The sequence below is a fragment of the Spirosoma harenae genome, from assembly GCF_054776975.1.
Map to the genome: position 1 here is coordinate 278,869 of NZ_BAAHBD010000010.1, position 14,859 is coordinate 293,727.

General features: G+C 44.9%; 14 protein-coding genes. 5 read left to right on the forward strand and 9 right to left on the reverse strand.

The window, feature by feature from the left end; genetic code table 11:
- The first annotated feature begins 64 nt into the window (after positions 1-64).
- The gene (locus ACYVE4_RS15125) at positions 65-1,147 is read left to right on the forward strand and encodes a DNA topoisomerase IB (protein ID WP_461040992.1); all 1,083 of its coding nucleotides are present in this window, start codon (positions 65-67) and stop codon (positions 1,145-1,147) included.
- A 2-nt stretch (positions 1,148-1,149) separates the two neighbouring features.
- On the opposite strand, the gene ACYVE4_RS15130 is transcribed toward ACYVE4_RS15125, so the two are convergent.
- The 3 genes from ACYVE4_RS15130 to ACYVE4_RS15140 form a co-directional block, all read right to left on the reverse strand.
- Complete coding sequence (locus tag ACYVE4_RS15130) at positions 1,150-1,839, reverse strand: DUF421 domain-containing protein (protein WP_461040993.1); 690 nt, start codon at positions 1,837-1,839, stop codon at positions 1,150-1,152.
- A gap of 45 nt (positions 1,840-1,884) precedes the next feature.
- Positions 1,885-2,094: a DUF2188 domain-containing protein gene (locus ACYVE4_RS15135; protein ID WP_461040994.1), complete on the reverse strand. Its 210-nt coding sequence runs from the start codon at positions 2,092-2,094 to the stop codon at positions 1,885-1,887.
- A gap of 87 nt (positions 2,095-2,181) precedes the next feature.
- A complete protein-coding gene (locus tag ACYVE4_RS15140) occupies positions 2,182-3,570 on the reverse strand; it encodes a TolC family protein (protein ID WP_461040995.1) in 1,389 nt (462 codons plus the stop codon).
- A 112-nt stretch (positions 3,571-3,682) separates the two neighbouring features.
- Between ACYVE4_RS15140 and ACYVE4_RS15145 the strand changes: the two genes are divergently transcribed.
- Positions 3,683-5,314 carry an amidohydrolase gene (locus tag ACYVE4_RS15145; protein WP_461040996.1) on the forward strand — a complete coding sequence of 544 codons (1,632 nt, stop codon included), beginning with the start codon at positions 3,683-3,685 and terminating at the stop codon, positions 5,312-5,314.
- Positions 5,315-5,360: 46 nt separating this feature from the next.
- Here ACYVE4_RS15145 and ACYVE4_RS15150 read toward each other — a convergent pair whose 3' ends face one another.
- On the reverse strand, positions 5,361-5,825 hold the full coding sequence (locus tag ACYVE4_RS15150; protein WP_461040997.1) for a 3-oxoacyl-ACP synthase: 465 nt from the start codon (positions 5,823-5,825) through the stop codon (positions 5,361-5,363).
- Between the two features lies 1 nt (position 5,826).
- Entirely contained in the window at positions 5,827-7,539 is a 1,713-nt protein-coding gene (locus ACYVE4_RS15155) for a GMC oxidoreductase (protein ID WP_461040998.1), read from the reverse strand.
- 108 nt (positions 7,540-7,647) lie between these two features.
- Here ACYVE4_RS15155 and ACYVE4_RS15160 point away from each other — a divergent pair, with 108 nt between their 5' ends.
- Complete coding sequence (locus ACYVE4_RS15160; protein WP_461040999.1) at positions 7,648-9,009, forward strand: cytochrome P450; 1,362 nt, start codon at positions 7,648-7,650, stop codon at positions 9,007-9,009.
- Positions 9,010-9,222: 213 nt separating this feature from the next.
- Entirely contained in the window at positions 9,223-9,597 is a 375-nt protein-coding gene (locus ACYVE4_RS15165; protein WP_461041000.1) for an HPF/RaiA family ribosome-associated protein, read from the forward strand.
- 78 nt (positions 9,598-9,675) lie between these two features.
- Here ACYVE4_RS15165 and metK read toward each other — a convergent pair whose 3' ends face one another.
- The 4 genes from metK to ACYVE4_RS15185 form a co-directional block, all read right to left on the reverse strand.
- The gene (gene metK, locus ACYVE4_RS15170) at positions 9,676-10,953 is read right to left on the reverse strand and encodes a methionine adenosyltransferase (protein WP_461041001.1); all 1,278 of its coding nucleotides are present in this window, start codon (positions 10,951-10,953) and stop codon (positions 9,676-9,678) included.
- Between the two features lie 84 nt (positions 10,954-11,037).
- Positions 11,038-12,213 carry a lycopene cyclase family protein gene (locus tag ACYVE4_RS15175; protein WP_461041002.1) on the reverse strand — a complete coding sequence of 392 codons (1,176 nt, stop codon included), beginning with the start codon at positions 12,211-12,213 and terminating at the stop codon, positions 11,038-11,040.
- Between the two features lie 88 nt (positions 12,214-12,301).
- Positions 12,302-13,180: a lipoyl synthase gene (lipA, locus tag ACYVE4_RS15180; protein ID WP_461041003.1), complete on the reverse strand. Its 879-nt coding sequence runs from the start codon at positions 13,178-13,180 to the stop codon at positions 12,302-12,304.
- Between the two features lie 133 nt (positions 13,181-13,313).
- Positions 13,314-14,099 carry a hypothetical protein gene (locus tag ACYVE4_RS15185; protein ID WP_461041004.1) on the reverse strand — a complete coding sequence of 262 codons (786 nt, stop codon included), beginning with the start codon at positions 14,097-14,099 and terminating at the stop codon, positions 13,314-13,316.
- A 217-nt stretch (positions 14,100-14,316) separates the two neighbouring features.
- Here ACYVE4_RS15185 and ACYVE4_RS15190 point away from each other — a divergent pair, with 217 nt between their 5' ends.
- Positions 14,317-14,766: an OsmC family protein gene (locus ACYVE4_RS15190; protein ID WP_461041005.1), complete on the forward strand. Its 450-nt coding sequence runs from the start codon at positions 14,317-14,319 to the stop codon at positions 14,764-14,766.
- Positions 14,767-14,859 lie beyond the last annotated feature (93 nt).

Genomic DNA, 14,859 nt, shown 5'->3' on the forward strand with positions numbered 1-14,859 from the left:
ATTGGTAGGGTTATTGAACGACCAAAGACGCTTTCTCGGCGTATAAACGCTTTACTCAACGAACGTGAATTTATTGGAAATAACCCACGATCCTATACAGATCGCTCAGTCTGCCCGACTTATTTATATGAGCGACACTATGCCTGGCATTCATCGCCAGCGCGCCAATCAGCAATTTGTTTATACTGATACCAAGGGTAACAAAGTAGACGATAACGAAACACTGAACCGTATCCGAAGCTTGGCCTTACCCCCCGCCTGGGAAAACGTCTGGATTAGCCCGAAAGTGAATGGGCATTTACAGGCTACAGGCCTCGATTCTAAACATCGGAAACAATATCGGTATCATCCTAAGTGGAATGCCATCCGTAGCGAAACGAAATTTTATCGGATGCTGGCCTTTGGGAAAACTTTACCCTTGCTGCGGGAAAGAATTGCCAAAGACCTTAAAACAACCTCTTTATCAAGAGATAAAGTCATTGCCATCGCTCTCAGTGTTATGGAGCAAACGTTGATCCGGGTAGGAAATGCGGCTTACGAAAAAGAATATGGTTCATATGGCCTGACAACTCTCAAGAATCGACACGTAAAGCTGGAAGGCAGCGAAGTCCGGTTCAGTTTTAAAGGCAAGAAAGGTATTTATCATGATATTACGCTGCACGACCGACGGCTGGCTCGATTGGTAAAAGCCTGTCGCGAGCTTCCGGGTAAAGAGTTGTTTCAATACCTGGACCAGAATGGAGAACGTCACCCGATTGACTCAGGAATGGTTAATGACTACTTGCACGAAACAATGGGCGACGATTTTTCAGCGAAAGATTTTCGAACCTGGGCAGGTACGGTCAACGCGCTACGATTGTTAGCCGAACTGGAGCCTTGTACTACCGAAAAAGAATTGAAGAAAAATGTGAATACCGTACTGGATGAAGTAGCCCATCAATTAGGCAATACACGTACCGTTTGCCGAAAACATTACGTACATCCGCAAATTCTAGAAGCGTATGAGTGTCAGGATTTGTCTCCTTATATCGCCCAAAAAGCCAGATTCCGTCAAACGAGTCCGTATGGCCTTGATGGAATTGAAAAATTATTATTGAAATTTCTGGAAGATCAGATCAAAAACGGCACAAAAAAATCGGCTAATTAGTCTTACTGTTCTGCCTTGACCCATTGGTCATTTTGGCAGTTTGAACAGATAGGAGTATCAGTAGCCGTTAATTTCTGTACGTTTCCGCAAACGCAACAAGCGTATGATCCAGGCTGCTTGATCAATTTGGTTGCCGTTTTCAGTGCATTCGGTAAAATGGGTAATCCAGCCCGTTTATCAGCCGATTTATAAGGAAAAACACTGAGCTCGCCAGTTGGCTCACGGATAGCTACGGATACCTCACCTAAATGTTTGATTCCTTCTAGTCGGAGGGCCGTGAATAATTCATCCTTGGTAAGATCTTCATCCTTAAAATTATTGATCAGGATAGAGCCATTTTCAATCACATAAACTGGTTTGCCTTCCAGTGCTCTCCGCACAAGATGATTTTTGTCTGATAATAAAGTCGTTAGTTTGTAACTGACAATCATGACAATGAATACGACTAATACCGAGGCTAATGGAACATCTTCATAAAACATAGGATCGCCAGCGGCTGAGCCTAATCCAATCACCAAAACCAGCTCAAAAACAGACAATTGCTTAATTTGTCGTTTTCCTGAAAGCCTGAGTGCAATGAGCAGAATCAGGAACATAGAGAAGGTGCGAAAAGCAACTTCACCCAAATATTGCCAGGGAAATTCGTCCAACAGGATACGCTCCCAGTCGAAGGGTTCAACCGGATCTTTCATATAATCAGCCAGAAATAGTGAGAGGGTAAATCCTGTAAGTAACTATTAATTTTTAGGGGCGGGGGCGTTGCTTTTACGAATTTTCATACCTCGATTTGAGGCCCATTCCTCCGCTTTGGATGTGCCGATAGCAATGGCGCGTTCTTCTTCGTATCCTTCAGCCAACAGGGCATTTGCAATGTCAACGGCTTTGCTGCGAACAGGAGCCATAAAGTTTTTCAACGAAACAGGATAATCATTCTTTGTCCAGGGCATGTCTGTAATAAATTATCGATAAACAGTTGAGTAACTGAGAAATAACTCCAACAGCAACTCAACTGTTTATCGATAATCCGGAATGGCCTATAAACCCATTTCCTGAGTGATTGTGCTACTTAGACGAAGTAGTTCTATTTCAGCGGCTTTGGCGGTATATTCGGCTTCGATCAGGCGAGTTTGCGCATCGACAGACGTTCGTTGTACATCCCGAAATTCAACGAACGTCGAATTACCGATTCGATAGCGATCGTAAGCAATTTCGACGTTTTGATTCGCTAATTGATTATTCAATACTTCCAGATTCAGGATGTTCAGACTATTCTGATAAGCCTGATAGGTTTGATTCAGTGCCGCTGAAAGTTGTAATCGCTGATTAGACTCCTGATCCTGAGCAATAATGGAATTGACCTTCGCATTTTGAATCTGGCGTTTCAGGTTATATCCATTAAAAATGGGGATAGCGGCCACTACGTTGTAAGTAATCGCGCTAGTGCGACCTGTTGCCACCCCAAAACCGCCCTGGTTATCCTGAAACTGATAGTTATAGCCCGTTTGGGCGGTTACCAATGGCAATTGCTGAGCATTTGCTAACTGGATATTTAAGTCAACAAACGAACGATTTAACACAGCAGCTGCTAATAAAGGGTTGTTAGACGTCAGTGATTGCTGTAGAATAGGCAATTGGAGTCCAGGACGAGCAATAATGGTGTCGCGAACCGAAAACTCGGTCTGTGGATCACGAATGAGCAAGGTATTCAGAATAATTTTCGCATTTCGCAAAGCCTGTTCCTGTGATAGCAGAGCAGCACTATCCGTATTATAATCAACTTGTGCGCTCAAAAAATCTACTTTCGATCGGGTCCCGACTTCGTAGTTTGCCCGGGCGAGTTCAAGACGTTCTCGCGAAATATCGAGTGCCTGACTAAAAGCAATCAATCGACGCAATTGGCGTACGACGTCATAGTAACTGGTTGTTATACTGGCAACCGTAGCTTCTACGTTTGCCCGCGTATTAACAGTACTTATTTGAAGTAACTGCTGAAGTTGCGAATAAAGTGTTCGGCGGGCATACCCATTAAAGACCGTGTAATTCAAATTGATACCCAGATTGGAGGTACGGTTAAAAATACCTTTTGCTTCCTGAGGAGGTCGAATATTATCAATGAATGTTTGCCGGAAGCTTTGTAAACTTCCGTTTGAGTTGCCGTTGAAGGTTAATGAAGGTAAATAGCCAGCATTTCCTTTGCTATAATTGTTTTGCGCAATCTCTTGTAACGACTTGTTAATATGAATTTGGTAATTCTTTTCAACAGCCTGCGAGATAGCCTGATTTAAGGTTAGAAGTTCACCAGGCTGGGGTAAATTAGCCATTGTGAAAGTCCGCTGCTGAGCACGTTGAATAGCATTGGGAGTTTGTTGAGATAAAGCCAGAATTGGCAGGCACACAAAAAGAAGGCAACTGCTGAGTTTCATTGATTTGAGGTTGATCGCTACAGTAGGACAAAAGTAAGAGAATCTGCAATTGGCCCGTCAGCTTATTCACCTTTCGTTTATCTTGCATACTTTCTTTTTCTTGCCAACCACTATGAAACACCTTTTTCTACTATTTTCTACTCTATCACTCCTATTATCAGGATGCTCATTCAAGGAAAAAGCAGATCTGCTTGTTACAAACGCCCAGATTTACACTGCCGATTCAAGCTTTTCCATGGCCGATGCATTCGTTGTAAAAGATGGAAAATTCCTAGCTGTAGGAAAAAGTCAGGAACTCAGTGATAAATATGAAGCGGCCACCAAGGTCGATCTGGATGGGCAACCGGTTTACCCAGGATTTTACGATCCTCATTCCCATTTTTTAGGTCTGGGCCAGGTACTAGATCAGGCCGATTTAGTAGGTGCGGAGTCGTACGATGAAGTCATCGAACGACTCAAGACATTCTATCAGGCACATCCGAACGCATTGTGGCTTACAGGTCGTGGCTGGGATCAGAACGACTGGCCCGAAAAAACATTTCCTACCAAAGAAAAATTAGATGCGGCTTTTCCAAACATCCCTATTGCATTAACTCGTATTGATGGCCATGCGCTGCTTGTCAACTCGAAAGCACTTCGTCTAGCGAATATTACAGCCGGATCATCAATAGCGGGTGGAGAAGTAGTGCTCGAAGGTGGTGAGCCAACAGGCGTATTGGTCGATAACGCCATGCAGTTTATTAAGCGAGTCATTCCCCGGCCCGATGTTGCCGACAAAGCCCGAATGCTCCTCAACGCCGAAAAAGCTTGTGTGGCATTGGGGCTTACAACTGTATCTGACGCTGGCATCAGTCCCGATGAAATCAATCTGATCGATAGTTTACACCGGGCTGGTAAACTCAAAATCCGCGATTATGCCATGATTAGTCTTGGTGAGCCAAATCTGAATTATTTTCTCAAACGTGGCCCTTTTCAAACAGATCGGCTTACGGTTCGCTCGTTCAAGCTTTATGCCGACGGAGCGCTAGGCTCGCGCGGTGCCTGTTTACGTCAACCGTACAGTGATCGTCCCGAAACGAGTGGTTTTCTATTACTTAGCCCATCCGAATTGGAGCGTGTCACAAAACTCCTCTATGCATCTGATTTTCAAGCTAACACGCACTGCATCGGCGACTCAGCCAATCATTTGATGCTGGATTTATATGGCAAGTTGCTGAAAGAAAAAAATAACCGGCGCTGGCGGATTGAACATGCCCAAGTCGTATCGCCCGACGATGTCTGGAAATTCGGGAAATATTCGATTATTCCGTCAGTGCAGCCAACCCACGCAACATCAGATATGTACTGGGCGGGTGATCGACTAGGGCCCGTTCGCGTCAAAGGAGCTTATGCGTTTAATGACCTGATGAAACAGAATAGTTTGATCGCTTTTGGCAGCGATTTTCCAGTAGAGGCCGTTAATCCATTGTTTGGGTTTCATTCGGCTGTAGCTCGTCAGGATGCTAAAAATTTCCCAGCTGGCGGCTATCAAATGGAAAACTCCGTTGATCGAAAATCAGCCTTGTTGGCAATGACACGCTGGGCAGCCTATGCCTGTTTTGAGGATCACCTCCGAGGCAGTATCGCTCCTGGTAAACAAGCCGACTTTGTTGTTCTCGATCAGGACATTATGACCGTTCCCAATCCACAAATTCGTCAGACAAAAGTACGCCAAACCTGGATCGGCGGAGAGCGCGTTTTTTAATAAAAGCTATCGAACGCAGGTCGTTATGCTCTGCGTTCGATTATTCTCAATAAACTTCCAGTAACTGATACATCATTTTATTGAACGTAACAGTCTCGCCCGCTTTTCGGCCTGTTAAAGCGTTTCCAATCGGTGATGCAATCGAAACGGCGAAATAATCTCGTCCGGCAAATGTCAGTTTCCCAGCGCCGATGCTGATAAAAAACATTCCTCGATTGGTTGTAACCAGACTTCCAGGTTGAACGGTATCATAGCTTTTCTCAACGGAAATCTGCTTAAGATCACGCTCTACTTTTAAGGCCTCGCCTAGCAGTTGGGCATGACGATCTCGCTCAAGCTGAGCCATTGCCCGACCAGTTTCGTATTTGTCTCCTGCACTGCTCTTCGATTCCGAGTTAGCGGCCTCCTGCGCAGCTTCCATAGCCTCTTGCGCAGTGCTAATTCGCTGTTGAACATACGATTCACAAAGGGCAAAGAGGGCTGATTTTGTTTGCTGATGCGTATTACTCACGTTATAAATTTCTTTTTTTCATCTCGGTTACTGCGAAATTGACGGCTCGTGCCGTTAGCGCCATAAATGTGATGGATGGATTTTGTGAACTGGTAGAAGTCATTGAAGCACCATCCGTTACAAACACATTCTTGACGGCATGCAGTTGATTATGTCCATTGAGCAACGATGTTTGCGGATCACGACCCATTCGTACGCCACCCATTTCGTGAATATCAAGACCCGGATTTCGGTGATCATCGTAAGGTCGAATGTGTTTACAACCCGATTTTTCAAGAATTTCAGCGCCCTGTTCCAGAAAGTCCTTCATCATTTTCAGATCATTGTCAGTATAGTCAATCGATGTAACGAGCTGCGGAATACCCCAGTCATCTTTGTGATCTGTACTTAGGCGAACGTGATTTTCATATCGCGGAATCGTCTCTCCTTGCATCATCATGAATACTGACCACGCTCCCGGATTACTTAGCTTATCTTTAAAATCTGCTCCAAAACCTGTCTGGGACGCCCCTCTATGCCAATTTGACCGAGCTGCGCTAAATGCTACCATATAACCACGCCGAAAATCCGTTTCCTGAGATCGAACGTTTCGAAAGTTGGGCATAAACGCCGTTGTTGGACGACGGCCATAATAATATCCATCGGCAAAGCCTTCATAATCAGCAACAATATTACCTCGGTAATTATGAAAAGCGACGTATCGGCCCAGCAAACCACTATCATTACCTAACCCATTCGGAAATCGACGCGAGGTGGAATTGAGCAGAATCAGGTTGGTATTTAGGCACGCGGCATTGACGAAAATAATTCGAGCAAAATAGTCTGTCTGCTGTTTAGTATGCGTGTCCATTACCCGAACACCAGTAGCTTTCCCTTTTGTCTCATCATAGATAATTGAATGGACAACCGAATCAGGACGCAAGGTTAGCTTACCCGTTTTAGCCGCCCAGGGAAGCGTCGATGAATTGGAACTGAAATAACCTCCATATGGACAGCCCCGATAACACAAATGCCGAGCCTGACATTGCGCCCGGCCCTGATCGAAATGAATTTGTTTCGGCTCCGTCAGGTGAGCACATCGGCCAATAATGACATGGCGATCTTTGTAATTTTCGGCAACTCGTTTCTGAATGTGTTTTTCCACACAGTTCAACTCCCAGGGCTTCAGAAATTCGCCATCGGGAAGCGTTTCCAAACCATCCTTGTTGCCACTAATCCCAACGAATTTCTCAACATGACTATACCAGGGTGCCAAATCGTCGTATCGAATTGGCCAATCGACTGCGGCTCCATCACGAGCATTGGCTTCAAAATCATATCGACTCCAGCGTTGCGTTTGTCGCGCCCAAATCAGCGACTTTCCTCCTACCTGATAGCCACGAATCCAGTCGAAGGGTTTCTCCTGTATATAGGGATGTTCAGCATCTTTGACGAAAAACTGCTGCGTGCTTTCGTCCAGCGCATAGCATTTAGTAGCAATAGGATTAGCTAGATCAAACGCGTCGGGCATCCGATTTCGATGCGGGAAATCCCAGGGATTTTTTGTAGCCGTCGGGTAGTCAACAATATGCCGAACATCACGGCCACGTTCCAGCACGAGCGTTCGTAAGCCCTTCTCACAAAGCTCCTTAGCCGCCCATCCTCCGCTAATTCCCGAGCCAATCACAATGGCGTCGTAAGTATTAGCTGCTTTAGCATCACCATTAATATGCATACGTTGATGATTTGAATCTACGATATTACACATTCTGCTCTCCTGCGCAAAGCCTATTCAGCTTATATTTATAGCCCTTACGAATAAGATACAAGACAGCTATTTTGTATGGAAACTATTACTGACGCTCCGCTTTCAGTTCCGCTACATCCAGGAGTGCCACTGCTGGGCAATACCCTCGCCTTTCTGTATAACCCACTGAGCACGTTACGAACATTGCAGGAGCGCCATGAACGACTTGTGCATCTGCGAATTGGCGGTCGGCATCAATATTTGGTTTTAAAGCCCGAAGATGCGAAACATGTTTTGCAGGAAAATCACCGAAATTATGGTCGTTCGCCCGCGTTTGAGGTATTGAAAATTTTCCTGGGAAATGGTCTTCTTACCAGCGATGGTGATTTCTGGCGACGTCAACGAAGACTGGCTCAACCGGCTTTTCACCGGCAGAAATTAGCCGCTCTGAGTCATACAATGGTTACCGAAACGGCAGAATGGATCGCTGAATTAAGACAACAAAACACTCAGCAGCCTATAAACATATCGCAGGCGTTTATGGACGTAACCATGCGAATCGTCTGTAAAACGCTGTTCGGTTCTGATGTTGTCGGAAAACTGCATGGACTATCATCGGCGCTCGATTCGCTTAACTATCTGGCGAACGACCGAATGCTATCGCCGATTCGGTTTCCGATTCACTGGCCAACGCCTAAAAACCAACGCTTTCGACGAGCGGCTGAGCAAGTTGACTCGTTTATTTATGGTATCATTGAGCAACGTCGGAAAAATCAGCAGACAGAGCATACTGATTTATTATCGATGTTTCTGGATGCTGAAGATGAGTTGACGGGCGAGCGTATGTCTGACAAACAGCTTCGGGATGAATGTGTAACTCTTTTTTCAGCAGGGCACGAAACAACAGCGGTGTCAATGGCTTGGACGATGTATCTACTCAGTCAGCATCCAAACGTCTTAACCCAACTGCAGAATGAAAGCAAAACGGTTCTGGGCGACACACTAATTCCATCACCAGAAGTTTTCCGATCGTTAACCTATACGCTTCAGGTTGTTCAGGAATCGTTGCGACTTTATCCACCTGCCTGGATCATGAGTCGACGAGCTTTCAATCCCGATCAGGTTGGCCCTTATACGATACCGGCTGGTGATTCGGCACTTATTTCCCCTTACCTGCTTCACCGCGACCCGGCAAATTGGCCTGATCCCGATCGATTTGATCCCGATAGATTTGCACCTGGTGGCCCTAAAGAGCAGTTACATTCTTATGCCTATCTACCGTTTGGCGGAGGACCTCGTCTGTGTATTGGGAATCAGTTTGCACTCATGGAAATGCAGATTTTACTAGCTATGCTGGTTCGTGAATTTGATGTTAAATCGGTGAAGAACCAACGTATCGTTCCAAAGCCACTCATTACTTTACGACCGAATCAACCTATTAAAATACATCTTGCCTAATTAATCAATTTAGATTTTTTGAAGAATTTTTGATTTAAACCGTTCCACGGAGCAACCTAAATGGCTATTATATAAGCTTATTAACATTTTGGTAATATACAACCGTGAAACAGATTTGTATCTTTTGGAGATAGGCTTGACTTTATGGGTCAGATCGTCAAACTTAGATAGTCCATTGATGTTCTTAATTCAATTCACTTTAAAGGCGACACAATGAGACTACAAATGCACGCCGTTAAATTTACGGCAGATCAGAGCCTGTTCGATTTCATCCAGGCTAAGCTTAACAAATTAGACACTTTTTATGATCGCATTATTAGCGGAGAAGTGTTTCTGAGATTAGAGGGAGCCGACTCTAATAAAGTCAAAGAAAAAATTGTCGAGGTCAGACTATTGATTCCCGGAAAGGAGATTTTCGTAAAGGAGCACGACAAAAGCTTCGAAAGCGCTACCGACCGGGTAATGGATGTTCTGAAAGACAAACTCGTTCGTTTTAAACAGAAACGAAACGATATTTCCAGTCCGGCAATAGTAGAAGCTAAGTCCCGAGTTGAAGCCGAGGATGAAATCTTCGAAGATGATTTGTAATCCATCTAACTAGCCCAATAACAGCGAAAGCCACTCCAAACGGGGTGGCTTTCAATCTATACAATAAATAGGGGCTGATTACAGGCTGAATTCAGCTTTGATTTGATCGACAAAATCAAGTTTTTCCCACGTAAATAGCTCAACTTCAACTTCTTTTGAGTTACCGTTTGAGCCGAAGGTTTTCTTAACAATCTCGTTTTTACGACCCATGTGTCCGTAAGCCGCTGTTTCCGAATAAATCGGGTTACGTAGTTTCAATCGTTGCTCAATCGCGTACGGACGCATGTCAAAGATTTTGCCAACTTTCTCCGCAATATCTCCATCGTGCATATCCACTTTAGCGGTACCGTAGGTATTTACATACAAACCACATGGTTTCGCGACGCCGATAGCGTAAGAGACCTGAACTAGCACCTGATCGCAAAGACCAGCGGCCACCAGATTTTTGGCAATATGGCGAGTCGCATAGGCAGCTGAGCGGTCCACTTTCGAAGGATCTTTGCCAGAAAAAGCCCCACCGCCGTGAGCACCTTTTCCACCATACGTATCAACGATAATCTTACGACCCGTCAAACCTGTATCGCCGTGTGGCCCACCGATTACGAATTTGCCGGTTGGGTTGATGTAATACGTAATATCGCTGGTAAACAGGCTGTGTAATTCCGCTTTTTGAGCAGCTTTTACACGAGGAATAACAATATTGATAATATCTTCCTTAATTTTTGCCAGCATCGTTGCATCTTCGGCAAAATCGTCGTGTTGTGTTGAAACGACAATAGTATCAATCCGAATTGGCTGGTGATCGTCAGAATATTCAATCGTCACCTGCGACTTCGCGTCAGGGCGCAAATACGGCATTAGATCAAGCTCGTTGTTGCGGATATGCGACATTTCACGCAGAATTGCGTGGGCCAGATCCAACGGCAACGGCATGAAATTATCGGTTTCGTTGGTTGCATACCCGAACATCATTCCCTGGTCACCAGCACCCTGTGCATTTGCTTTCGTTTCAAAATCGTCGTTTGCAACTTCACGGTCAACGCCCTGATTAATGTCAGCTGACTGATCATGCAAGGCAGAGAAAATACCGCAGGAGTTTGCTTCAAACATATATTCGCTCTTGGTGTAACCAATTTTACGGATCACCTCACGCGTAATTTTTTGAACGTCTAAGTAAGTGTCGGTTTTGATTTCGCCAGCCAGTACAACCTGTCCCGTGGTAACGAGGGTTTCGCAGGCTACTTTGCTGGACGGATCAAACGCTAGAAAATTATCAATGAGTGCATCGGAAATTTGGTCGGCGACTTTATCGGGGTGTCCCTCAGACACAGACTCGGAAGTGAAAAGATAAGGCATTGCGCTATCCGTATGGCTTGGTTCGAACCGCAAATTTATTAGTTTCTAACCAAGCAACAAGTCAACAATATCCGACCCTATCTATTAACCAACAATTTTTCGTTTTAACACAGCGAAAAAAGCAGATAGAAAAGGCCAGAAGGGCATAGTGGAAAATAGGCGCACTTCCTCGAAAAAGTGGGTATCTTCATCTAAAAACTTAAAAACACGACGAGGATTTTCCGTGTAAACTCGGGTAAAAATATCATCGGCAGGATGCCGACGATTTTCCAGCACATTCAGAAAAATACTATCATACAGTTTAAATCGACGTTTAAACCAGGGTTCTTTTCGATGCGGTTTCCCCGTTTCGGCCAGATTTTTAACGATAGCCTGTAAATAGCGCTGTGTTCGCTGGAATGTGTACCCCGTCGATGCTTTTGTAAATCCTCCAGCTGTCCCTATTCGGATAATATGATCCGACGGGTTTTCCTGCGTCGGTTCGTCCGACATAGGAATTACACCATACTCTGTTTCGCAAATTTTGTAGGTACCGGTATCCAGAAATCGATCAATATACTGGCGAAGTTCCGTGTCATATTCATCATGTGGCAATAGGGTTTCATTGAATAGTGTGAACTCCACCAGAGCCGTTTTTTCATTGAAGGGCAATACATAAAAAAACCGGCAATCGCCTTTCTGATCGATCCGAAAGTCCATTATTTCAGGTCTTTCCGGGGTGAAACACGGTTTTTCGGTCGTAATTACCCATCCCTTAAAATGCTGAAGTAGGTTGTGATTTTCAGGTTGATCGAGTTTTAACGCGAACGTACTATCAAAAATGTAATCGGCAATGTATGGCTCATCGTCGGCAATAATAAAGCCGCCCTGGGGTGTATCCTTAATCCGCTCAATCGTCACTTGTTTTCGCTCGACGTTAGGCCATTTCGCCAATTCGGCTTCCATAAATGTATAGAAATCTATTCCGCGTAACATCTTGTATCGATACTTTCCCATGTCGAGCGGGCCGGAATACGTAGTGCCGTGAAAGGAAATTGACTCCCATGTACGAAACAGGATGCCTTCAAAAGGCCGAGAACGAATTGTCTTCTTTTTCGATGAATCACGCTCCCAAAAACACCAGGTTCGGTCGTTGCGATTCTTCGGTTCGCGATCCAGAATCAAAATACTTCGATCACGCAAGGGCGACTGTAACAAGTAATAGGCCAGACTTAGGCCTGCCATCCCCCCTCCCGCAATGATGAAGTCGTATTTTTTCATGCAACAAAAAAAGTCCGGGCCGTTGGTCCGGACTCTGCTCTTTAAACGAACGAAGGTAGTTAAATTGTTTTGGGCGAAATAAAGGCGCCTACACGTTTACGTGTTTTTCAGCATGGTAACTCGAACGCACCAGTGGGCCAGATTCCACATATTTCAAGCCGCGTTTCAGTCCTTCCTCACGATACATCGCAAAGGTTTCGGGATGAATCCACTCAATTACTTCGTGGTGCATTTTCGTCGGTTGCAGATACTGGCCAAGCGTTAATACGTCGAGTCCATTTACAACCAAATCATCCATTGCTTTGAATACTTCGTCGTGAGTTTCTCCTAAGCCGAGCATAATACCCGATTTAGTTCGTTGTCCATATTCTTTAGTCCGACGAATTTGCTCAAGGCTACGTTCGTAACGCGCTTGTGGGCGCACACGTCGATACAGTCGTTCAACGGTTTCCATATTGTGCGAAACCACTTCCTGACCGGCCGAAATCATTCGCTCAAGGGCTTCCCAGTTTCCTTTCGTATCTGGAATCAGTGTTTCAATAGTTGTTGCTGGCGACGCTTCCTTAATAAGCCGTACAGTTTGATACCAGATTTCGGCACCCCGATCTTTCAGTTCATCGCGATTAACCGAGGTAATAACGGCGTGTTTCACTTTCATCAACACAATGGCTTCAGCCACACGTCGGGGTTCATCGGTATCGTATTCGTTCGGGCGTCCGGTTGCTACTGCACAGAACGTACAGCTCCGCGTACAGACATTTCCCAGAATCATAAATGTAGCGGTACCAGCTCCCCAACATTCGCCCATATTCGGGCAGTTGCCACTTTCACAAATCGTATGGAGCTTATGCTCATCAACCAACTTACGGACTTTGGCGTATTCGGGCCCGATTGGAAGTTTCACACGAAGCCAATCTGGCCGTTTTTTTCGTTGTTGCTCGGAGGGTATTACAGGTAGTTCGATCATGTCTCCTCAATCCTTTCCAGCAAAATTCGTTTTCGGGCGGTAAAGTTCAAATAGCAAAAGGCAGAGGGGTAAGGGCAGGGGGTGAAATTTTGCTTCTTTTTACCCTATGCCCTTACCCCTCTGCCTTTTGCTATTATTTCTTACTTCCAAAAAAGAGCGTTAAGTACGCCGAGGTGAAGAAACTCCGATTTCCATCTTCTCGACTTCCTGTATTACTTTGGTTGGGGATAATTACGATTTTATTCGGAAACATTTCAGCCAGAAAACCGATTTCAACGCCGGTGGTATTGGCTCTAAATGCACTTAATTCAAAACTCAAAGCTGCTTTTACGTTCAATCCCACCGTCAGTTTCGACTGATCCAGGCCTTGAAAAAAACCACCTGCGCCCGTAACGGTTTCGCCGGTAGCGGTCGCAAATCCATTTACCTGCGATGCCGGAACAGTTCGTGATGAATTGCCGTAGGAAACTTCAAGATAATAGGGTTTAATAATTCCCAACGATGGGCCAGCTGCCAGAATTCCGCTGACGGCAATCCCCTCGTCGCTATTCCGCTGAAATAATTTTACTTCTCGACCGTACTGAGGACGCACCACAAACAGATAATTTTCTTTTCCGAATATGTAGCGTGAACCAATCGAATTAATCGATGACTGAAGCTCTTTGGGGTGTTTTACATTGACAACCTCAATACTTAAATATCGATACTGAGGCATACCAAACAGCTTCCCCGGCAATAGTTTCGACCGCCGATAGGAGAATCCGCCAATAATACCTGAGTTTGTATTAGTTGTAAGCCCAAAGGTGGTTATCGTAGAGTAATTGTCATCCTCGGCGTCCGAATTTTGCGCAGAAGTAACCGTACTCGCTAAGAGCAGGCTAGCTACCGCAAGGCCAAATAGTCTGTATAGTGTTTGCATTTCAGTAAGATCCTGAATTAAAGCTAATCATTTTTACACTTATTCACAAAATCGGCAATCACAATTAGCGTAACTACACCATTCTTTATATGTTTAAGGCTAAAACAACCAACTCTATTTTTTTAATAGGAATTTAGGGAATGTTACTACTCCCAATATCCAGGGAATTTATCTACTGGCCCTTTCCTGATTAACAAACTGATATACGTATTTCTTTATGGCAACGATTCATATCGATTATTTGGGCGGTTTGCGAACCGATTGTGAACATCTGCAATCCGGTACACACATCAATACAGATGCTCCTACTGACAATCAGGGATTAGGTGAAGCCTTCTCTCCTACTGATTTAGTCGCGAATGCATTAGGAACGTGCATTATCACTACCATGGCAATCAATGCACGTCGTGATAATCTTGATCTGGCAGGTAGCGAGCTTGACGTAACGAAGGTCATGACTACTCAACCACCACGGCGGATCGCCCGAATTGACATCAGTCTACTGCTTCGCGCCAGCCAGGATGGTAAGGCTATTCTTCCCGATGATGAAACGCGCGCCAGACTGGAAAAAATTGCTCATACCTGCCCGGTTGCCTTATGTCTTCATGCCGACGTTGAACAGCGAGTAAGTATTCGATGGGAAGAAACAGTTGGTGAAACAGCCTGACTGAGCTCAGCATTCTGAATGGCAAACCTGCAGGCTGCTGTCTGTAATATTTGCTTGATTGAATTTTTACGCGTAAAAATTCAATCAAGCAAA